Source organism: Vibrio sp. 378, assembly GCF_033339435.1.
In genome coordinates this window covers 38190-60453 of sequence record NZ_JAWOUO010000010.1, presented here as the reverse complement: position 1 = coordinate 60453, position 22264 = coordinate 38190, and the positions used below count along the sequence as shown (strand labels likewise).

The following is a 22264-nucleotide window of genomic DNA, read 5'->3' as shown; positions in this document are numbered from 1 at the left end:
TCTTATTATTGATGTAAAACGCCATCTTTCTCGATCAATGCCACTCGTTTAACCGCGAGTGGCATATTTCTATCTCTCGTCATCCTGTACAGCGACGAAGGAGCGTGATACAGGATCTTCCATCCGAGCACTTTGTGATCAAAATGGTTTCATTAGCCGCTCAGTGTAGTGCTATTAGATTCCTAACCTCGCTGGAGTGACACAAAAAATCGTTAAGCTATCTGCATTAATCTTTCGCGCTGGTGTTTTTGTAGGAGTGTTATCCACTTGTACAAGTTTTGCTTAAACATAAACATCAATGAAAAAGTAGATAGTGATGAGAATAGAAGAAAGAGCAACAAACCCTTTAACATGATTGGGATTCAGTTGACGAGATACACGAGCTGCAAGATACCCACCTACTAACGTACCGACCAAAACAACACTACCTGTGTGCCAGTCAATGGAGCCATTGGCAACAAAAATCACGATAGCAATGAGTGAAACACACGTAGATACGAGCAATTTCAAACCGTTCATTAAATTAATGTCTTGGTGGCCAGCTACTACCAGATAACTCAGAACAATAACCCCTAAACCTGCATTGAAAAAACCACCGTAAGCAGAGACACCAACAAGTAGTAAACCCAACGCGATTGCTCCGAGTATGCCAGCATGTTTGTGCTCTTTCGCGACAGTTTTGATTAGCATTGTTAAACGAGAACCGGTGAGAAAAAGCACGGTGGCAAATAAGAGTAACCAAGGGATAGCTTCCATAAATAGCGATTCTGGCGTGTTGAGCAACAGATATGCTCCGACAGCGCCGCCGACTAAACTGAATGAGACTGTGAACAGCAGTTCATGCTTGTTCTTCATGATCTCTTCTCTGAACCCGACGGCTCCGCTAATGTAACCCGCACATGAAGCATACGTGTTTGTTGCGTTAGCCATAATAGGAGGAACACCAACTGCCAATAGAGCCGGAAAAGTAATAAAGCTTCCGCCTCCCGCTATGGAGTTAATGATCCCACCAATTACGCCAGCAACGAATAAAAGTGCTAGTTCTAAAAGCATAAACAATCCTTGTTATGTTCTTTTTATTGTTAGAGCTTCAGATGCTCTAACCTACATGCTCTAATGTTCTGATATGAGGTTTACTTTACCCGCTCTAAAACAAAATTGTTCAGTTCTGTAACGTTTTTGATGACATGAACGGCTTTAGTTTGAGAGTACCCCTCGAGGCGATACATAAAGTCATCATTCCAGAATGCGGGGCATTGCTGAAGAACTTTGTAGCTTTGTAACGTTCCTTTCAGCACCGAACTACCATCAGGCCAACCTTCAGGTTTTATGAATAGTCCTTTAAGGAGACGTTTCGCCACAAACCAATAGCTTACGGAGTATGGTAGATCAATATAAATGAGAGTATCGGCTGCATCTAAACGAGCGTTGAAAGAGCTGATCGGTCCAAGGCCATCTATAATCCAACGATCTGAGCTTAGTATATTGCTATGGGCTTCATCAAAAACGTTACGCTCAACGGGATCACCGTTTGGTTTATAGACTATTGAATCTAATTGATGAAGAGGAAGACCGGTAGTCGACGCGATTGCTTTACTTACCGTCGATTTTCCACTGCCGGGTTTACCAAAAACTGCTATTTTTTGCATTGTGACCGCCTCCAAGAGAGCTTTTCCCATACGGTAGAGACAGAAAACCCACCGCTATGGGTGGGTTCGATAAATACTGAGCGCATCAAAAAATCCCACCATTCCTATGGAATGATGATAATTCGTTGGTTAAGTTGCGCTAAGTGTGTGTTCATACAATCACCTTCATATAACGACAGTGATTTGTCAATACCATCAGCACAATAAGCGAACGATTTGGAAGGGGGAAGATAAAGCCATCACGATGGATGGCTTTATCTAGGTTGAAAGAGACAGCGATTACTGCTCAACGCTGACTGGCTGTGCTTTAAACTTTTGAATCAGCTTTACGATTAGTGGACTTGCCAATACCAATACAGCTAAAACAGTAAAGGTAAGGGTAACAGGACGCTCCCATAGGAAACTCAGTTCTCCATCTGAAATCATTAATGCGCGGCGTAAGTTCTCTTCCATTAATCCTCCAAGGATGAAGCCCAGCAATAAAGGTGCGAGCGGGAAGTTAGCGAGCCGAAGTGCAATGGCAGCCATAGCCACAATCAGCATCACGAACACATCCATAGTGTTAAAAGAGACCAAATAAACCCCGGTGATTGAGAAGAATAAAATCATCGGTAGAAGCACCGTTCTTGGAACCGCCAAAAGCTTTGAAATATACGGAATCAACGGTAAGTTCAGGATCACAAGTACGATGTTGCCGAAGTACATGGAAATGATCACTGACCAGAACACATCTGGGTGTTCAACAAATAGGCGAGGGCCAGGTTGAATACCATAAGCGATCAGCGCACCGAGCATTATTGCTGTTGTACCAGAGCCCGGAATACCAAGCGTTAATAGCGGTACAAATGAACCACTAGATGCTGCATTGTTCGCAGACTCTGGCGCAACCAAACCACGGATACTGCCTTTACCGAACTCATCCTTTTTCTCTTTAGGTGCGAGGTTGCGCTCCATACCATAGCTTAAAAAAGCAGCAATGGTTGCCCCTGCGCCAGGAAGAACGCCAGTGAAGAAACCTAATATTGAAGAGCGAATTGAAACAGGCGCAACATCTTTGATTTCTTCCTTGGTCACTTTCATTGAGCCAATGTTGCTCAGCTTTTCTTGTTCTTCATCGCTGGTGTCTTTTGATGGTTTAAGGATGCCCATCAGTGTCTCACCCAGTGCGAATGTCGCCATTGCAAGCAACAAGAAGCTAAAGCCATCCATTAAATCCGTTAAACCGAAGGTAAAGCGTTCAACGCCTACGCCTTTATCGATTCCAACTGTAGATAGCATCAAACCAAGAATGGTCATCATCCACGCTTTGATTACCTGACCTTTCCCCGCAAAAGCCGCGACTGCTGATAACCCAAGTAGCATCAACGCAAAATAGTCCGACGATTGGAAGCTAAGGGAGACGCTAGCCAATGCTGGTGCGGCAACAAGCAACATAATGGCAGATAGCGTACCGCCAGTGAAAGACGAATAAGCTGCCAAAGCTAATGCTTTACCTGCCTGGCCTTTTTGAGCCATTGGGTAGCCGTCGAATGCTGTGACCACGGTTGAAGAACAACCCGGCGCGTTAATTAAAATCGACGATGTAGAACCACCAAATACCGCACCGTAATAAACACCCGCCATTAAAATAAGGCCAGAGGAGGGCTCTAGGCCATAAGTAATTGGGATCATCAAAGCAATGGCTGAGATCGGCCCAAGTCCAGGTAACATGCCGATAAATGTACCGACGAAGCAACCAACGATCACCATCATAATGTTCATTGGCATTACTGCGGTGGATAAACCTTGTAGAATTCCATCTAACATAATTCAGTCCTTTCTTTGACTACCAGATGGTGAAAATCAAACCCGGTTCGAGATAGATGTCCAAACCTTGAGTGAGTAATAAGTAGAACGCGATCACGAATGGAAACGACGCGCCAAACAGAACGGGTTTACGTCTTTCCCCGAGCAGATAAAAGCCAGCCAATAAAAAGAAGCCAGTAGCTATCACAAAACCTAGATAAGTCAGGCCCACGCCGTAGAGCGCCATTAAAATTAAAAAGGCAATCAGTAACTTCCAATTGAAGGTCAGCACTGCGCCACTTTGTTTATCTGGTTGTCCTGTCACCAGCAATAGCAAAGAAAGGCCGACACCAACGTAAGTCAGGATGGTTGGCAGAGTACGTGCGGTGAATGGTTCATACTCATCACCTGGAAACAATGGAATCTGCGAGGTTTGATAACCGTAGCAAAGACAGAAAAGTAGAAAGATCATTGCGCCGACGCGGTCACGACAGAGCAAATACTCTTTGGTGAAAAAGTTGGTTGAACGAGGCATATTCAACTCCTAACAAAAGTAAAAAAGACCGCATATGGACGTTAATGAATAAACTAAACCATTAACAATTAAGCATTTCGCTGCTAGTCGAGCCGCTTTGGGTATATAAACAAAGGAGTGTGCATGCCGATTGTCGACAATGTCCATATGCGGTGAAACTTAGAGTGCAAATACAATGGGGAAATACCAACCTACGTTATTCATTGAGGTTGGTATCTGAGGGACCCCAATTCGACAGTTACTTCAGGAAGCCTAACTCGCGCATTAAGTCACCCATCTGTTGCTCTTGATCTTCAAGAAACGCGAAGAATGCTTTATCCGCTTTATAGTTGTCGATCCAACCATTGCGGTCTCGAACGACTTGCCATTCGTCGGTGTTATACATTTTAGTAAATGCGGCATTCCATTCATCTAGCTTTTCTTGGCTTGTGCCTGGTGCTGCAAAGAATCCACGCCAGTTAGCAAAGACAGTTTCATTACCGTATTCGGTGAGAGTTGGAATGTTAGGCGCAGCTTCTAAACGTTTTGGTGCTGTAATCGCTAACACTTTCACTTGCCCAGACTTAGACATTTCGAGTACTTCACCTAACCCTGTAGAGAGCAGTTGTGTTTCGCCTGAAAGTAGGGCAGCCATGGCTTTTCCACCTGCATCATAGGCAATGTAACGAACTTTGCGCGCATCAAAACCTTCACCTTTGAAAGCCGCTGCTATAACCAAATGATCCATAGAACCACGAGCAGAGCCACCAGCAACCTTCACTTTACGAGGGTTTTCTTTAAAAGCTTTAACGACATCTTCCCAAGAGCTGTAAGGAGAATCGGCTGATGTAACAATGGCGCCATAATCGGCAACCGTTGCGGCAACAGGAGTCAAGTCGCGGAAAGATTGTGGGAAGATCCCACTGAGCGAGCGAACGACGATCGGTGTTGAGTTCACCATGAGTGTATCTTCTTGACGATCAGCCGTTTCAATCAAATGTGCGATTGCTTTGCCACCGCCACCACCAGATAGGTTTTGAAATGATACGGTTTCGACGATGTCCGACTTTATTAATACATCACCAGTACCTCGGGCGGTCATGTCCCAACCGCCACCGGCACCTCCAGGGATAAGAAAGTGCATTTTTTCAATATCTGCAGCAAGAGCGTTGAATGAAAATGAAGCTGCGATGATTGAAGCGGCGAGCGTTGGTTTGAGTACCTTTAACATGTTCACGTTCCTTATGTTAGCGACTCTATTTAGTTGAGCCTTATTGTTTTTGCTCAGTTGTCATGCCTTGTAAGCGTTAAAGCTGAACTTGGTGTAAAGGTTAATTAAGTGTTAAATATCTGTCTGTAAAAGAGATATAAAGAGAATATTGAGCATTTCGGTTATTTTGTTCATAAAGTTCACGGCGAGAAGTTGGTGTTAGGTCACGCGGCTTTACGCTTTGGTAGGCCATAATAAAATGACGGAAAATGAACGAGGAAAAGAGAATGAAAGGGACGTGTTTGTGCGGCGCTATTGAAGTGATCGCAGATGCTAAGAATGAAGTGAGTCTATGCCACTGCTCGATGTGTCGAAAATGGTCGAGTGGCGCACTTCATGCTGTGCATTGTGGTCCTAACGTAACCTTTAAGGGGGCCGAGCCAAAGCGTTATCAATCGTCTGACTGGGCGGTGAGAGGTTTTTGTGGCGAATGCGGCACAAACCTTTTCTATCATTTGTTGCCGACAGGTGAGTACATTCTTTCCGCTGGTTTGTTCGATAACCCAGATTTCAAACTCACTTTAGAGATTTTTACCGATGAAAAGCCAGCTTATTATGACCTCAATTCCGCTTCACAAAAGATGACTTCGCAACAAGTCTTTGATCAATTTGTACCTAAAGAATAGTTTTTTATCCGATTATTGTTCGACAGCTGAGCTTTTAGTTTTTAGATCATAAGCTTAAAGGTTTATAAATTGTCGACAATATGAGTTGCCCATTCTTTATACCTGCTAAAAACGGCACTTAATGGGCATTTTGGGCCCATTTAAATTACGACCTTAGTCTAAATTGTCGACAATTTACTTGATTGTCGACACTTTGATCGACTACTTTATATTCAGGTTAAGAAATTGTAGACATTTCGATGTCGGTAACAAGAGTATCTGAATATGAACTCTGAGTTGAAAGCTCGTTATAAAGTGCTGGGTTCTGAGAAAGAACACACCAAATCCGAAACGCTGACCGAAACACTGATTGAAGTCATTGTTAATGGCGACGTGAAGCCTGGCCATAAGATATCAGAGCCTGAGCTAGCAAAGAAATATCAGGTCAGTCGTGGGCCTTTGCGTGAAGCATTGATGCGCCTAGAGGGGCTAGGGCTCATCGAGCGAATTCCTCATGTTGGGGCTAGAGTGACCACTTTTTCTCCGGAAAAGCTGATAGAACTTTATGCCGTTCGAGAAGCATTGGAAGGCATGGCGGCAAGGTTAGCTGCGCGACACATTACGCAAGAAGAGCTCTTAAGCTTGGAAATGCTATTGTCGACACATTCCAAGCATATAGACCAAATGGAAGGCGCGTCTTACTTCCATCAACATGGTGACTTTGATTTTCACTATCGCATCATCCAAGCGAGCAGAAACAGTAAGTTAATATCTCTGCTGTGTGATGAACTCTATCACTTATTACGGATGTATCGTTACCAGTCGCCACGTGCGCAATCTCGCCCGAATGAGGCGCTCACCGAACACAAATTCATTTTGGAAGCCATTCGCAATCGCGATGAAGAGCTTGCAGAAATGTTGATGAGAAGACACATATCAGGAAGTCGAAAGCTCATCCAATCTCAAATTATACATACAGAAAGTTTAGACAAAGACTAGAAGGAATTCGTCATGAGCTTAACACCGGGAGCGAAATTCAGACTCGCCATTGAACAAAATAATCCACTACAAATTGTCGGCACTATAAACCCGTATTGCGCCATGATGGCAAAAAACTTGGGTCACCAAGCGATCTACTTGTCTGGTGGCGGTATCGCAAATGCGTCATACGGATTGCCGGATCTCGGTATCACAACATTAAACGACGTTTTGGTTGATGTTGACCGCATTACTAACGCATGTGATTTGCCTCTTTTGGTTGATATTGACACGGGCTTTGGCGGTGCATTTAACATTGCTCGCACGATCAAAGCGATGGAAAAAGCGGGCGCGGCAGCGGTGCACATGGAAGACCAAGTCGCACAGAAACGTTGTGGTCATCGTCCGAACAAAGCAATAGTCAGCCAGCAAGAGATGGTTGATCGTGTAAAAGCCGCGGTTGATGCACGCAATGATGAAAGTTTCGTGATTATGGCTCGTACTGACGCGTTAGCTGTTGAAGGCATGGACAGCGCAATCGAGCGCGCGATTGCGTGTGTGGAAGCTGGCGCAGACATGATCTTCCCAGAAGCGATGAACAAGCTGGACCAGTACCTTCAGTTTTCAAATGCGCTTGAGCAAGCGACCGGAAAGCACGTTCCTATTCTGGCGAATATTACAGAATTTGGCGCGACACCGCTGTATGGCTGCGATGAGCTAGCGAAAGCAAAAGTGGACATGGTGCTTTATCCATTAAGTGCGTTCCGTGCCATGAACAAAGCTGCTGAAACGGTCTACAAACATTTGCTAGAAGTGGGTAATCAGGAAGCACTGGTTGATTCGATGCAAACACGTAAAGAGTTGTATCAGCACCTGAATTACCACGACTACGAAGACAAACTTGACCAGTTATTCTCTGAAGGGAAATAGCGGGGGAAAAGCAAAAATAAACGGAAGCCTAAGAAAAAGATAATCGGAATTTATCTCATCTAATAACGTGAAATTCGTTTGGCTAAAAACACCCCAGAGAGGGAAAAGTCAGACAGAAAAGGAGTTCAAACAATGTCTCAAACTGCAGAAAAGAAAGCAGAATTAGGTGGCGCAGGCCTTCGTGGTCAAAGCGCAGGAAGCACAGCTTTATGTACTGTCGGAAAAACGGGAACTGGTTTAACTTATCGTGGATACGATATTACTGATCTTGCGAACAACGCACAGTTTGAAGAAGTGGCTCACCTTCTGTTACGCGGTCACTTGCCGAATCAACAAGAACTCGATGCATACAAGACACACCTACTCAGCCTTAGAGGTTTGCCAGCCGAGCTAAAACAAGCTTTAGAGTTAATTCCTGCAAGCGCACACCCAATGGACGTAATGCGCACGGGTTGTTCTGTATTGGGTAACCTAGAGCAGGAAATGAGCTTCGAGGAGCAACTGAAAGCAACCGAACGTATGCTAGCCTTGTTCCCTGCCATCATCTGTTACTGGTACCGCTTTAGTCATGATGGCGTGCGTATCAACACCGAGGATCAGACTGAAGATTGCATCGGTGGTTACTTCTTACGATTACTTACAGACAAAGCGCCATCTGCGCTGCACAAACAAGTGATGCATTGCTCGCTCATTCTTTATGCTGAACATGAGTTTAATGCTTCTACATTCGCAGCACGCGTTTGTGCATCAACGTTGTCAGACATCCATTCTTGTATCACGGCAGCAATCGGTACGCTTCGTGGGCCACTTCACGGTGGTGCGAACGAAGCGGCGATGGAAATGATTGAAGATTGGCAAACGCCCGACGAGGCGGAAGCGAACATCATGAAAATGCTAGCCAATAAAGACAAGATCATGGGCTTCGGTCACGCGATTTATCGTGAAAGTGACCCTCGCAACGCCTTAATAAAACGATGGTCCAAAGAGCTATCGAAACAAGTTGGTGATACTCATCTATATGCGGTTTCTGAGCGTGTTGAATCAGTGATGAAGCGAGAGAAAGGTCTGTTCTGTAATGCGGACTTCTTCCATGCATCGGCTTACCACTTCATGGACATTCCAACCAAACTATTTACCCCAATCTTTGTTATGAGTCGTTTAACGGGCTGGGCTGCACACGTTTATGAACAGCGTGCCAATAACCGTATTATTCGCCCAAGTGCCGATTATACGGGCCCAGATCATCAAGAATGGGTGCCTATCGAGAATCGCTAGCGCGAAGGTCAACGAGGGCATTATATGCTTTGGTTGACCACCTCCTTCCTTTGTCATTCTCTCTAACAGAGGAAGGAGATCCTCTCATCACTGTGTTTCTGGAGCAATGGAAAACCTTGATGAAGGCAAGATGTAAAGACTGAATGGAAGCAAACCATGAACACAAATATTAATACTCAATATCGTAAGCCGCTTCCGGGAACTCAACTGGATTATTTTGATGCACGCGAAGCCGTCAATGCCATTTCTCCTGGAGCCTATGAAACACTCCCTTATACCTCTCGCGTGCTAGCTGAGCAACTGGTCCGCCGCTGTGACCCGAACACATTGACAGATAGCCTGAAACAGTTAATTGAACGCAAACGCGATCTTGATTTTCCTTGGTATCCAGCACGCGTTGTTTGTCATGACATTCTTGGTCAGACCGCTCTAGTCGATTTAGCGGGTCTGCGCGATGCCATTTCAGATCAGGGCGGTGATCCTGCAAAAGTGAACCCAGTGGTTGAGACACAATTGATCGTTGACCACTCTTTAGCGGTTGAACATGCGGGCTTTGACCCTGATGCCTTCGACAAAAACCGCGCGATTGAAGAGCGCCGTAATGAAGACCGATTCCACTTTATTGAGTGGTGTAAAACAGCGTTTGAAAACGTCAGCGTGATTCCAGCTGGGAATGGCATCATGCACCAAATCAACTTGGAAAAAATGTCTCCTGTGGTACAAGCAAAGCAGGGCATTGCCTACCCAGACACCTGTGTGGGTACGGACAGTCACACACCTCACGTAGACGCTCTTGGTGTTATTGCGATAGGTGTCGGTGGTCTGGAAGCAGAAACCGTCATGCTTGGCCGACCATCAATGATGCGTCTACCAGATATTGTCGGTGTCAAACTGACGGGTAAACGTCAACCGGGCATTACCGCAACGGATATTGTCCTCGCGATTACTGAGTTTCTGCGTAATGAGCGTGTGGTATCTTCATATCTTGAATTCTTCGGAGAAGGCGCACGTGATCTAACGATCGGAGACCGCGCAACGATTTCAAACATGACACCAGAATACGGCGCAACAGCTGGCATGTTTTATATTGATGAGCAGACCATCAATTACTTGAAACTAACTGGTCGAGATGAAGAACAAGTTGCTTTAGTAGAAAATTACGCAAAACAAACCGGTCTTTGGGCAGACGATCTTGATAGCGCAGTTTACGAGCGCGTACTTGAGTTCGATTTATCATCAGTTAGCCGTAACTTGGCTGGTCCGTCAAACCCTCATCGTCGTTTACCAACTTCTGAGTTGGCACAGCGCGGCATTTCTGGAGCGTGGGAAGAGAAAGAAGGCGAGTTGCCAGATGGTGCAGTGATCATCGCTGCTATTACCTCATGTACGAATACCAGTAACCCAAGAAACGTGGTTGCTGCTGGCCTTGTGGCGAAGAAAGCCAACGAACTTGGTCTTGTACGTAAACCTTGGGTGAAATCGTCTTTTGCTCCGGGTTCTAAAGTTGCACGCTTGTATCTGGAAGAAGCGGGCTTATTACCAGAGCTAGAGAAGCTTGGCTTTGGCATTGTTGGTTACGCATGTACAACTTGTAACGGTATGAGTGGTGCGCTGGATCCAAAAATCCAACAAGAGATCATCGACCGTGATTTATATGCGACAGCGGTGCTTTCTGGTAACCGTAACTTTGATGGTCGAATCCATCCGTACGCCAAACAAGCTTTTTTGGCTTCACCACCATTGGTTGTCGCTTATGCGCTGGCCGGTACCATTCGTTTTGATATCGAGCGCGATGCACTGGGCACTGACCAACATGGCAAACCAATTTACTTAAATGATTTGTGGCCAAGCGATGAAGAGATCGATGCAGTTGTCGGTACTCATGTTAAACCTGAGCAGTTTAAGCAAGTTTACATTCAGATGTTTAAGCTGAATGATCAAGAGCAAAATCCCAACCCGCTGTACGACTGGCGTCCGATGAGTACCTATATCCGCCGACCACCGTACTGGGAAGGTGCGCTAGCGGGAGAAAGAACATTGTCTGGCATGCGTCCATTGGCGATTCTGGGCGACAACATCACCACTGATCACTTATCACCATCCAACGCGATTCTCGCAAGCAGCGCAGCAGGTGAATACTTAGCGAAAATGGGTGTGCCAGAAGAAGATTTCAACTCTTACGCGACTCACCGTGGTGACCACTTAACGGCGCAACGCGCGACCTTCGCTAACCCAAAGTTGTTCAATGAAATGGTGAAGGAAAACGGCGAAGTCGTGCAGGGATCTCTGGCGCGTGTAGAGCCAGAAGGGCAGGTGGTTCGTATGTGGGAAGCGATTGAAACCTACATGAATCGTAAACAACCATTGATCGTGGTGGCTGGCGCGGATTACGGTCAGGGGTCATCCCGTGACTGGGCAGCAAAAGGCGTTCGACTGGCAGGCGTAGAAGCCATTGTTGCTGAAGGCTTTGAGCGTATTCACCGTACTAACTTGGTTGGCATGGGCGTACTACCACTGCAATTTAAGTCAGGCGTTAACCGCAATACGCTAGAGCTGGATGGTACGGAACTTTACGACGTGGTTGGAGAAATCAAGCCGGGCGCTGATTTAGCGCTGGTTATCACACGCAGCAACGGCGATAAAGTCGATGTTCCGGTTACTTGTCGCTTAGATACCGCTGACGAAGTTCACGTGTACAACGCAGGCGGTGTTCTGCAGCGTTTCGCGCAAGATTTCTTGGCACAATAAGGAGTGCTTATGTCAAATAATACTCCGAATCAAACAAGCCAAATAAAAGTGCCCGCGACGTACATGCGTGGCGGCACGAGTAAAGGTGTCTTTTTCAACCTAGAGGATTTGCCTCAAGAAGCGCAAGTGGCTGGAGCCGCACGTGACAAACTGTTGCTACGCGTTATTGGCAGCCCTGATCCTTACGCGAAGCAAATTGATGGCATGGGGGGCGCGACGTCAAGCACCAGTAAAACAGTGATTGTTTCGCGCAGCAGCAGAGCCGATCACGATGTTGACTACTTATTTGGTCAAGTGTCGATCGACAAACCATTCGTCGATTGGAGCGGTAACTGCGGCAACTTGTCTGCCGCTGTCGGTCCTTTCGCCATTCATGCTGGTCTGATCCCACAAGATCGCATTCCAGAAAATGGCATTGTGACGGTGCGTGTTTGGCAGGTGAACATCAGCAAAACCATCTTGATTCACGTGCCAATCGTCAATGGTTTCGTTCAAGAAACCGGCGAATTTGAGCTCGATGGCGTGACGTTTCCGGCCGCCGAGATTCAAGTCGATTTCGTTGACCCTTCTGATGGCGAAGGAAGTATGTTCCCTACGGGTAACTTAGTTGATGATTTAGTGGTGCCGGATGTGGGTACGTTCAACGCGACCTTTATTAACGCGGGCATACCAACCATTTTTATTGATGCTGAATCGATTGGATATCAGGGCACCGAGCTGCAAGACGATATCAACAACGATGACACAGCATTAGCAATGTTCGAATCCATCCGTGCATATGGCGCGTTAAAAATGGGCCTGATTTCTGATTTAGAAGAAGCTCAAACACGCCAACATACGCCGAAAATAGCGTTTGTTTCTAAACCGAAAAGTTACCTGTCTTCAAGTGGTAAAGCCGTTAATGAGTCGGATATTGATGTGCTCGTTCGCGCGCTGTCGATGGGCAAGCTACATCATGCAATGATGGGAACAGCAGCCGTTGCTATTGCTTCTGCTGCGTGTGTGCCCGGAACGTTAGTGAATTTAGCCGCTGGTGGCGGTGAAAAAGAGTCCGTGACTTTTGGCCACCCGTCAGGAACGTTAAAAGTTGGGGCACAAGCGAAGCAAACTGAGCAGGGCTGGGTGGTGCAAAAAGCCATTATGAGCCGAAGTGCGAGAATACTGATGGAGGGATTTGTGCGTGTACCCTTCTATGTCTTCGATTAAAAGAGACGATCTTTGGATTAAAAGAGCGATCTTTGAGTAGAACGAGAGCAATGTCAGGACATACTGGAGGAAGCAATATGTCTTCATACGAAAAAGAATACTTATGGGCGAAGAATGAACCGGAGAGTTTTTGGCGCGCTCAAGCGGAGAATATCGATTGGTTCGAATCTCCTAAAACTATCTTGAAATCTGATGAAAACGGCATAGAACGTTGGTTTCCAGATGGTGTAATGAATACGTGCTGGTTAGCATTAGATTATCATTGCGAGCAAGGACGCGGTGATAATACTGCACTCATTTATGACTCGCCAGTGACAGGTCGTAAAGCCACGTACACCTATAGCGATCTACGTGACCAAGTAGCAAAAATTGCTGGCATGCTGTCTGCTCAAGGTGTTGAAAAAGGCGACCGAGTCGTTATTTATATGCCGATGATCCCAGAAGCCGCAATGGCGATGCTTGCCTGCGCGCGTTTGGGGGCGATTCATTCCGTAGTATTCGGTGGTTTTGCACCTAATGAGCTTGCTGTACGAATTGAAGATGCAGAGCCGAAAGTGATCATGACGGCGTCGTGCGGGATTGAGATCAACAAAGTCATTCCATACAAACCAATGGTAGACAAAGCCATTATGGACAGCCGTTGGAAGCCTGAGAAAGTGTTTGTTTTCCAACGTCCAGAGTGCGACGCTGAGCTAAACCAAGATAGAGACTTAGATTGGCAGCGAGAGTACAACCAAGCGCTGCCACATGGTTGTGTTCCGGTGTTAGCAACCGAGCCGCTCTACATACTTTATACATCGGGTACGACAGGTAAGCCGAAAGGCGTTGTGCGTGATAACGGTGGTCATGCTGTCGCGATGAAGTACTCCATGAGCGCAATCTATAACATTCCTCAAGATGGCGTCTTTTGGGCGGCATCTGATGTGGGCTGGGTAGTAGGGCACTCTTACATTGTTTACGCTCCACTAATTCACGGTTGCACTACTATCCTATTCGAAGGCAAGCCTGTTCGAACACCGGATCCTGGCGCATTTTGGCGAGTGTGTGATGAATATAAAGTAGATGCGTTGTTCTCTGCACCAACGGCGTTTCGTGCGATTAAGAAAGAGGACCCGGAAGGTGAGCACTTAAAACAGTACGACTTGTCGAATCTGAAAACCATCTTTATGGCGGGAGAACGCCTTGACCCTCCGACACTGGAGTGGGTTCAGAGCAAAGCGGACAAGCCCGTCATTGACCACTGGTGGCAAACCGAGACGGGCTGGGCCATAGCGGGCAACCCGACAGGTGTCGAAATGATGCCAGTTAAAGCTGGTTCTTCGACGAAGCCCATTCCGGGTTATCAGGTCGAGATTCTGAATGAACTTGGAGAGGCTGTCGGGCCTAACCAACAAGGCTTTGTCGCATTAAAACGTCCGCTACCACCAAGTTGTCTGCCAACGGTTTGGCGTAATCATGACCGTTTTGAAACTGGTTATCTTAGCCAATTCCCAGGCTACTACGTGTCAGGTGATGGTGGCTATCTGGATGAAGACGGTTACCTGTTTATTATGGGACGTATTGATGACGTGATTAATGTCGCTGGACACCGATTGTCGACAGGTGAAATGGAAGAAATAGTAGGAGGCCACCCAGCGATTGCAGAATGTGCGGTGGTTGGTATCCACGATGATCTAAAAGGTCAGCTTCCACTTGGCTTTGTGGTACTAAAAGACGGTGTAAAAGTGGATGAGCTAGACCTTGAAGGTGAGCTTGTGGGCAAAGTGCGTAGTGAGATAGGTGCAGTTGCTTGCTTCAAGCATGCGTTGGTTGTAGACCGTTTACCGAAAACACGTTCAGGTAAAATTTTGCGTCGAACTATACGTCAAATAGCTGATGGTGAAAAATACACCGTTCCGTCAACGATTGATGACCCAAGTAGCTTGAACGAAATTGAGCGAGTGCTACGACGCTGAGAAAAACTCAATTCTAACTAACCCCTGATCCTCGAACTCTGTTGGTTGGTTCTGCCTCTGTACGTTTATTAAGTGCAGGGGCCTTTTTGTTGTTCAAACAGTACAAACGTATCGTGAAAGCATTTGTGACTTGCCAATACGACGTTTTCCTCACAAACTACAGCCATTCCATTTTTAGTGACCCTTTGTATGACCACGTTTGCGATTAAACCTGCGTGTTTTAGCGACCTAGAGTTGCTCAACGATCTTATGTTCGAGCTTCATGATGAGCATCATCTTCAATCTCCTGAGCTTTTCAAAACGGCAGAGGAGATAGAACAAGAAAAAAGCATTGCTCGATATATTGACGACCCTGAGTGCCTTGTTTACGTAGCAAAACAAGGAGATGAAATTATTGGCTTTATCTCTGGTCACTTCTGTGAACTTATTTCTACCGTCAGCCAGCCAGTTATGATGGGAAGTGTGGATGAGCTCTATGTGCTGCCTGAATATCGAAAACAAGGTACGGCGCAGGCATTGATTAATAAAATTGAGTCAACGTTCTCTGATTACGGTGCAAAACAGATGTTTGTTGAAGTATGGCATTTTAACCAGGGCGCAATATCTTTGTATGAAAAACAAGGATTTGCACATCATATCCACTATTTAAGAAAACCGCTGAACGAATAATCGTATTTAACTTTAATATTGTGATTTAGGTTCTATCGAATTGAAATCATTCAGTTCGTCAATAGACTTTTCTCTATAAGTTGCTCGCAATGTTAACAAATTGATATGCACCCACATTGGTATCGGCGTTTTTGTCTGCTTGTTTATTAGTAGCACGAGGATCGTGCTTACAAAAACAAGAGGACAATATTTTGAAACTAACAAAATCGTTACTTGCTTTAGCCGTTTTGCCAATGTTCGCAAGTGCTGATGATTTGTCACAGACGCAAAATCATACTATCCAACCCCAGATCGTAGGCGGAGTAACTGCCGACCCACGTGACTGGAAATTCTACACCCAAATTGTTAGTCGTTATGGTAACCGATCATATTGTGGGGCCAGTTATATCGGGAATGGTTACGTCCTGACTGCTGCGCATTGTGTTGAGGGTGATTCTCCGAATCAGATAGCGGTTAAAATCGGTGGCGTTGTTTATAACGGTAGTGACGGTGTTCGTGCAAACGTCAGTGAGATCCATATGCACCCGGCATATCGCCGCGCGACGCTTTCTCATGACCTCGCGGTATTGAAGCTCGACTCTGTGCCTCAAGGTGTTTCTTCAGTTGAGATTGCGAATGGCAGTCTAACGCAATACGCGAGCATCGGAGATTGGCTTAGTGTTGCTGGCTTAGGGCGAACTTCTGAAGGAGGAAGCTCTCCGTCTCGATTGCAAGAGGTTGACGTCCCACTTGTGTCGGATATGACTTGCCGTCAAGCCGGTGGCAACTACACAACGGTTGGAGAAGTGTCATTCTGTGCGGGTATTCCTCAAGGTGGGATAGATTCTTGTCAGGGAGATAGTGGTGGTCCAATCGTCATTAATCGCAGTGGTGTAATTACTCAACTTGGTGTGGTCAGTTGGGGAATAGGTTGTGCTCGTCCTGGTATGTATGGGGTTTATAGCGATATCGCTGCTATGCGCAATTTTGTCGATGGTGTTATCGGAACAGCAACACCACCAAAAGAGAATGTTTCTGTTGGATACACCACCGAACAGACACTGGCATCATTTAATGTTGGGGAGTTACAGCAACATAGCTTTGTTATCCAGAATTCAGGGAACACCACGTTCACTGTGGAAAATGTTCGCGCGTTTGCTTCGGGTGTTACTGATGCAGCTGTTATTGCCAATGATCAGTGCTCTCAGGCGACGTTAGCAATGAATGCAAGTTGTCGTATTGATGTTGAATTTGGTGCTACTCAGAGCGGAGAAGCAAGAGTGGCTTTGAACTTCAACGTTGATAAGACCAGCACACAATACCAAGCGTTAGTATCCGCTCAAGCGAAAACGGTGACAACGCCTCCCACAGATAGCTGTAAAACTGTATGGCAAGCCAGCTTAGTGTATCTCAAAGGAGATACGGTTACTTGGAATGGTAAAGTTTGGCAAGCGCAGTGGTGGACTCAAGGTGATAATCCAGCAGACTCAGGGCCTTGGGGTGTTTGGCAAAAAGTCGGCGATGCGAATTGCACGTCTAACTAACGATCGGGCCAGTGAATTTGATTCGTTGACCATGAGATAAGATTCATTCTTGGTTTCAACGATCAGTACATAGTTACCATAACTGGGGTTTATTGTTTGCGAATAATAAGCCCTTTTTTATTGTGTCAACTATGAGAACCCACAAAATGTGTATGACTTTGTCCTGACGTTATCTTTATATAACTGGCAGAATTGCGATCAACATTTTATGTTTTGTCTGATTTTTGTCAGGTTTGCATTAAATTATTCTCCAGTGAGCGTTGAGATCAGGTTTTACGCGATCAACTCAGTTTGGCATAACTCGTTACTTAATTTTTGTCGAAAAAGATAAGATTAACTGCCATGATTCATTGGTTATCATTATGTTTATTTAAGGTCATATTTTGTGTTGAGACAGCTGTTATTACTCATCCTTTGTTTTATTTTGTTACCTGTTTCACCGATTTCTACGGCTAAAGCCACTGCGAGCGAAGTTAAAGGAGCGCTCTGTATTGTTCGCGCTGATGACAAGTTAGTGCTAGTTCATGAAGTATTAACGGATAAGATTTCTCTACCTGGCGGAACCATTATTGATGGTGAGTCTCCACAAGTTGCTGCTCAACGAGAAACGTGGGAAGAAACCGGTATAGTGGTTACGGTTGGAGAGGAGCTTGGCAGAACGGACACTGCGGTTTTTTACGACTGTATATCAGACTCTGACATTATCGCTTTTTCTATGAATAATTCTTTAGGTGGAAATGAACTGCCTATTTGGTTTGCCCCTCATTATGGAGTAGAAGTTGCGTCAGCGATGTTGCTTAGCCCATCTGAATTACCATCATCTTTATATCGTTATCCTGAGCAATGGCCACAAGCCACTCAGTTTTTTGATCAAGCTACCAAGCAATCAGTATCTTATGTGACTCAGTTGATCGAATCCGCGCCTTCATTTCGTCAGGTTGAATTGGCGTGGCTGATAGATTTACAGAGTTGGGTAGGGGCGTTGTCAGAAACGAGTTACGAGGTAGCTAGTCAGATCTCGAAACTCGTTATAGATCTGACAGAACCGACGGTACTACTCTTTCTATTTCCTTTTGCCATGATGCGCTTTGGTAGCCAGTTTGTGTACCGACTCTTTTTCGCAATTAGTGCAACTTCGCTTATGGTGCTTGTCGCTCAACAAGGCTTTTCGTTACCGCGCCCACATGTCTATATACCAATGATGGAGTTAACGCACAGCTTTGGCTTTAGTTTTCCTAGCTTGCCTATCGCTGTGTGGTTTTGTGTGCTGACGTTCTTGTTTCATAGAACCCAGTATTTTGGTTTGAATGGAACAACGGCAGTCTTCGTGTTCATCACTCTTACTGTGGTGTTAGGTAAGTTTTTCCTCGGCAGTGCCTTTATTTTAGATATGTTATTTGGCGCGCTGTTAGGCAGCTTGGTGGCTTGGCATGTTCTTCGACTGGAGACAAATCAAGATGTGAACGTTGATCAAGTTCTAAGCTCAAAAGGCGTCTGGTTCATTATGACTGCGGCAACATCGGTCATCTCCGTCATCTGGCCATTACCTGTGTTTGGTCGCTGGCTAGCAATTTTAATCACTGCATCAGCGTTGGTCATGACATTTAAAGAGTCGAAAGCACATTTAGATACTCGGCAGATGATCTTTGTGACGCTTGCATTGTTGCTTGTTGATCAACTCTATTTGTACTCGGCTAATATCGTATCGTTTAGCGGTTTGTGGTCATTAGTCTTGTCGACGTTACATTATCCATTATTAATGTTGTTATTTATGCTGCTTGCAAGGAAGCTGACTTGTGAAAACCAACCGAGCAAAACGTTGCTAGATTGATGGCTGTATTTGTTATCTATTAGTATTTGAGTAAAAACAAAGCCTTGCATTACAGCAAGGCTTTTACACGTTTAGTCCACGAAAAACGCCGCTTGCCTATCTTGGACGGCTAGGGGTGTTAAACGTAAGAAGCTTAACGCAACAGACATGGCGGAAAGGGCTATGCATTGAGCACGAACTTTTCTATAGCTTTAGCGACACCGTGCTCATCATTACTTGCCGTAATGTAGTCAGCGATTTGCTTGGTTTCTTCCATTGCATTTGCCATCGCGATACCAAGGCCAGCGTATTTCAGCATGTGGTGGTCATTTTCTGCGTCACCCATACAGATAACTTCTTCCGGTTTAATTCCCAGATACTCGGCAATTGCGGCAACACCAATACCTTTGTTGCTCGCAGGGTTAAGAAACTCAAGGAAAAACGGAGCGCTTTGAACAACCGTAAACGCTTCGCGCATTTCAGCTGGCAGTGCTGCTATAACTTCTGTTAGTTTGCTTGGCTCTGCAACCATCATAGCTTTGATGATTGGATGATCGTCTTCTAGTGATTCGAAGTTCATCTCGGTGACATTTAAGCCATTTATCTTTGCTTCAATATCGGTGTAAGGGTTGTGCTCGTTGGTGATTAAACCATGAACTTGACTAAAAGCATGGACGTACGCACCTAGCTCTTCGGCTTTTCGCGCCACCAGTTTTGCAGCTTTACCATCTATGATTTGCTGGTGGATGATGTCGTTTGTGCCTACGTTCTTGACCATCGAACCGTTGTAGTAAAGAACAAAATCTCGATCGGAATGGATATTCAGTTCGTCGAGCTTGTCTTGCATTCCTTCTAATGGGCGACCAGAAGCGAGAACGACAGTAACGCCTGCTTCTCGAGCTTTTGCGATCGCTTGTTTGTTTTCTTCAGAAATGGCTTTATCACTATTGAGTAGCGTGCCATCCATATCTAGTGCGATCAGTTTATACATCATTTCTTACCTTAAAGTTTTTTGGGATCTGTCAGTGAATAAGGCTTGGTTTAACGTTAACCAGAAACCTATATTCATTACGCTATGAAACTACAAAATGGTCTATTTTAACAATTAATTTTTGGTTTAAATTGACCTAGACACGCGTGTCCATTATGGTCTTCGCCTCGAAATGTTATGAGTTGAGTGAGTTCTGCGTTGTATAAGCTAAATGAGATGTTTGAAACCATCCAAGGGGAAGGGGTTTTCACTGGAGTCCCTGCTGTTTTTGTTCGGCTTCAAGAGTGTCCGGTTGGTTGCTCATGGTGCGATACCAAACAAACGTGGTATGCAGATGAGAATGATCAACGTCAAATAGGCGATATTCTGGTGAAAACGGAAGATTCTCCGACGTGGTGTGTTGCATCTGCCGAGAACATCGTAGAGCAATATCAACAGCAAGGCTTTAATGCTAAGCATATCGTGATTACTGGTGGAGAGCCTTGTATTTATGATCTGCGCCCTTTAACAAAGGCGTTTGAAGATATGGGGTGCCAATGCCAAATTGAAACCAGTGGCACATCAGAAGTGATTACTTCAGAAAATACGTGGGTGACAGTGTCACCAAAAGTAGCAATGAAAGGTAAATTACCAGTGCTTAATAGCGCGTTAGAGCGGGCAAATGAGATTAAGCATCCAGTCGGCACCCAGAAAGACATCGACCACCTTGATGAGCTTTTAGCAAATGCGAACGTAGCGGCTGAAACTATCATTGCACTACAACCAATTAGCCAGAAGCTTCGTGCTACGCAATTGTGTATTGATACGTGTATTGCCCGCAATTGGCGTTTGTCTGTTCAAACTCATAAATATTTGAGTATTGCTTAGACGAGAGGCTCGTCATCATTCGAAGTGGCTTTTCTATCTAATCCCGGTTTCGCGAGTAATGCAGTTGGTAGCTTTGCTATGGAATCATTGTCGATGTATCTAAACAATTTATAGCGTTGTAAAAGCTAAGCAGTGTTGGCTGCTGTGGTGTGGTGCTATCTTTGGTTCGACAATCGTTTCGCATTTAATTGATGCCACCAATCTGGCGGCATCAAAATGAAGCTCTGTTGGCTGGAGTTTCACGCTGAGATAAAACGTTTAGAAGCTAACGCAAAAGGTTTTATCCCAGCGCTATTACCGCTAACAAAGACTATTTGCTCGCTAAGTATTCTTCTAAGCCGCTTTGTCGCAGTAGGCACGCTGGGCATTCACCACAGCCTTTACCAACGATTCCGTTGTAACATGTTAAAGTATTGTTTTGGACAAACTCCAACATATTGTGCTTATCAGCTAGAGCCCAGGTCTCGGCTTTAGTAAGCCACATTAAAGGAGTCTTAATGTTGAAGGCTTTATCCATACCTAAATTGCAAGAGAGATTTAGAGAGCGAATAAAGTTGTCTCGGCAGTCAGGGTAACCACTAAAGTCTGTTTCGCAGACTCCCGTAATGATGTCTTGAATGCCAAGCTGGTAAGCATGGATACATGCGTAAGTAAGAAAGAGAATGTTTCTCCCTGGAACGAATGTATTGGGTACGTTAGCGTCGCTTAAGTCATTAGATACCGGAATGTTGTCTCTTGTCAGCGAGCTTATCGCTAACTCATTAATTGATTTTACATCCAGGACTTTGTGGCTTTTGATGTTAAGTTGCTTACCTAATTCGATAGCGATATCTATTTCATCTGAATGACGCTGGCCATAATCAAACGTTATAGCATGAACTTCATCATATGTATTTAATGCATCGATTAAGCAGGTCGTAGAGTCCTGCCCACCGGAAAAAACCACAAGTGCTTTTGTTGTAGCCATGTTGAACCCTTAGTTATGCTCTTTGATTCTTTGGTATTGATACGTATTCTTAGGCGTTTAATCCCAATTACGTACTCGACTTCGTGGCGATTGCGTCCGCAATCAGCTGGGCTGTGCTCTCAAGCACTCTTTGCTTGTCATCATTTGACAGCTTGTGGAGATTCACAGCAAGTTCAGCGGTGATTTCATCTTCACAAAAAAAATAGTTTAGAGGCACGTTTAGCTCATCTGCGATAAGTTTGAGCGTTTTTACGTCGGGAGTATGGCGCTCCCTTTCGTATTGATTCATCCTTGCACTTGCAGAACTATCATCCATGCCGATACGGATGCCCAGTGCTTTTTGGGACAGATTCGCTTGTTTACGCGCATGCTTAAGGCGGGCTGGGAGTGGATTATTAAACAACACTTAATGTTCATACGAAGGACTTGGATGACTAAGATTATCTTAGTTTTTCTGATTTGTGTATACTAAGTAATACTTAGTTATTGCCGAGGTCGCCAAGGCCGTGTATGTATAGCTAA

Annotated in this window: 19 protein-coding genes; 11 read left to right on the top strand and 8 right to left on the bottom strand. The window is 45.2% G+C overall.

Annotation, left to right across the window (positions count from 1 at the left end; genetic code table 11):
* Positions 1–282: 282 nt before the first annotated feature.
* From R7Q48_RS17760 to R7Q48_RS17740, 5 genes are all read right to left on the bottom strand, one after another.
* Positions 283–1053 carry a sulfite exporter TauE/SafE family protein gene (locus tag R7Q48_RS17760; protein ID WP_005388172.1) on the bottom strand — a complete coding sequence of 257 codons (771 nt, stop codon included), beginning with the start codon at positions 1051–1053 and terminating at the stop codon, positions 283–285.
* Positions 1054–1133: 80 nt separating this feature from the next.
* The gene (locus R7Q48_RS17755; protein WP_256903291.1) at positions 1134–1649 is read right to left on the bottom strand and encodes an adenylate kinase; all 516 of its coding nucleotides are present in this window, start codon (positions 1647–1649) and stop codon (positions 1134–1136) included.
* A 279-nt stretch (positions 1650–1928) separates the two neighbouring features.
* On the bottom strand, positions 1929–3455 hold the full coding sequence (locus R7Q48_RS17750; protein WP_256903292.1) for a tripartite tricarboxylate transporter permease: 1527 nt from the start codon (positions 3453–3455) through the stop codon (positions 1929–1931).
* A 19-nt stretch (positions 3456–3474) separates the two neighbouring features.
* On the bottom strand, positions 3475–3969 hold the full coding sequence (locus R7Q48_RS17745; protein ID WP_005388179.1) for a tripartite tricarboxylate transporter TctB family protein: 495 nt from the start codon (positions 3967–3969) through the stop codon (positions 3475–3477).
* Between the two features lie 238 nt (positions 3970–4207).
* Positions 4208–5179, bottom strand: a complete 972-nt coding sequence (locus R7Q48_RS17740) for a tripartite tricarboxylate transporter substrate binding protein (RefSeq protein WP_005388181.1) — start codon at positions 5177–5179, stop codon at positions 4208–4210.
* Between the two features lie 266 nt (positions 5180–5445).
* Here R7Q48_RS17740 and R7Q48_RS17735 point away from each other — a divergent pair, with 266 nt between their 5' ends.
* The 10 genes from R7Q48_RS17735 (at position 5446) to R7Q48_RS17690 (ending at position 18938) form a co-directional block, all read left to right on the top strand.
* Positions 5446–5844: a GFA family protein gene (locus tag R7Q48_RS17735; RefSeq protein WP_169644085.1), complete on the top strand. Its 399-nt coding sequence runs from the start codon at positions 5446–5448 to the stop codon at positions 5842–5844.
* A gap of 264 nt (positions 5845–6108) precedes the next feature.
* Entirely contained in the window at positions 6109–6822 is a 714-nt protein-coding gene (locus tag R7Q48_RS17730) for a GntR family transcriptional regulator (protein ID WP_005377279.1), read from the top strand.
* Between the two features lie 12 nt (positions 6823–6834).
* Positions 6835–7731, top strand: coding sequence for a methylisocitrate lyase (gene prpB / locus R7Q48_RS17725; protein WP_005388185.1), 897 nt, complete (start codon positions 6835–6837; stop codon positions 7729–7731).
* Between the two features lie 132 nt (positions 7732–7863).
* Positions 7864–9006, top strand: a complete 1143-nt coding sequence (gene prpC / locus R7Q48_RS17720; protein ID WP_005377283.1) for a 2-methylcitrate synthase — start codon at positions 7864–7866, stop codon at positions 9004–9006.
* 156 nt (positions 9007–9162) lie between these two features.
* On the top strand, positions 9163–11754 hold the full coding sequence (gene acnD / locus R7Q48_RS17715) for a Fe/S-dependent 2-methylisocitrate dehydratase AcnD (protein WP_054579505.1): 2592 nt from the start codon (positions 9163–9165) through the stop codon (positions 11752–11754).
* 9 nt (positions 11755–11763) lie between these two features.
* Positions 11764–12960, top strand: coding sequence for a 2-methylaconitate cis-trans isomerase PrpF (gene prpF / locus R7Q48_RS17710; RefSeq protein ID WP_005377286.1), 1197 nt, complete (start codon positions 11764–11766; stop codon positions 12958–12960).
* Between the two features lie 77 nt (positions 12961–13037).
* A complete protein-coding gene (locus tag R7Q48_RS17705) occupies positions 13038–14915 on the top strand; it encodes a propionyl-CoA synthetase (RefSeq protein ID WP_213874499.1) in 1878 nt (625 codons plus the stop codon).
* Positions 14916–15104: 189 nt separating this feature from the next.
* Positions 15105–15584, top strand: a complete 480-nt coding sequence (locus R7Q48_RS17700; RefSeq protein WP_005377290.1) for a GNAT family N-acetyltransferase — start codon at positions 15105–15107, stop codon at positions 15582–15584.
* Between the two features lie 191 nt (positions 15585–15775).
* Entirely contained in the window at positions 15776–17107 is a 1332-nt protein-coding gene (locus R7Q48_RS17695) for a trypsin-like serine protease (protein ID WP_256903294.1), read from the top strand.
* Positions 17108–17492: 385 nt separating this feature from the next.
* Positions 17493–18938, top strand: coding sequence for a bifunctional NUDIX hydrolase/phosphatase PAP2 family protein (locus R7Q48_RS17690; RefSeq protein ID WP_256903295.1), 1446 nt, complete (start codon positions 17493–17495; stop codon positions 18936–18938).
* A gap of 160 nt (positions 18939–19098) precedes the next feature.
* On the opposite strand, the gene R7Q48_RS17685 is transcribed toward R7Q48_RS17690, so the two are convergent.
* Complete coding sequence (locus tag R7Q48_RS17685) at positions 19099–19908, bottom strand: Cof-type HAD-IIB family hydrolase (RefSeq protein ID WP_017821691.1); 810 nt, start codon at positions 19906–19908, stop codon at positions 19099–19101.
* Positions 19909–20124: 216 nt separating this feature from the next.
* On the opposite strand from R7Q48_RS17685, the gene queE reads away from it, so the two are divergent.
* Complete coding sequence (gene queE, locus R7Q48_RS17680) at positions 20125–20775, top strand: 7-carboxy-7-deazaguanine synthase QueE (protein ID WP_053307054.1); 651 nt, start codon at positions 20125–20127, stop codon at positions 20773–20775.
* A 310-nt stretch (positions 20776–21085) separates the two neighbouring features.
* Here queE and queC read toward each other — a convergent pair whose 3' ends face one another.
* Together queC and R7Q48_RS17670 are read right to left on the bottom strand one after the other, a co-directional pair.
* Positions 21086–21742, bottom strand: a complete 657-nt coding sequence (gene queC, locus R7Q48_RS17675; RefSeq protein WP_005377298.1) for a 7-cyano-7-deazaguanine synthase QueC — start codon at positions 21740–21742, stop codon at positions 21086–21088.
* 67 nt (positions 21743–21809) lie between these two features.
* Complete coding sequence (locus tag R7Q48_RS17670; protein ID WP_005388200.1) at positions 21810–22148, bottom strand: helix-turn-helix domain-containing protein; 339 nt, start codon at positions 22146–22148, stop codon at positions 21810–21812.
* Positions 22149–22264 lie beyond the last annotated feature (116 nt).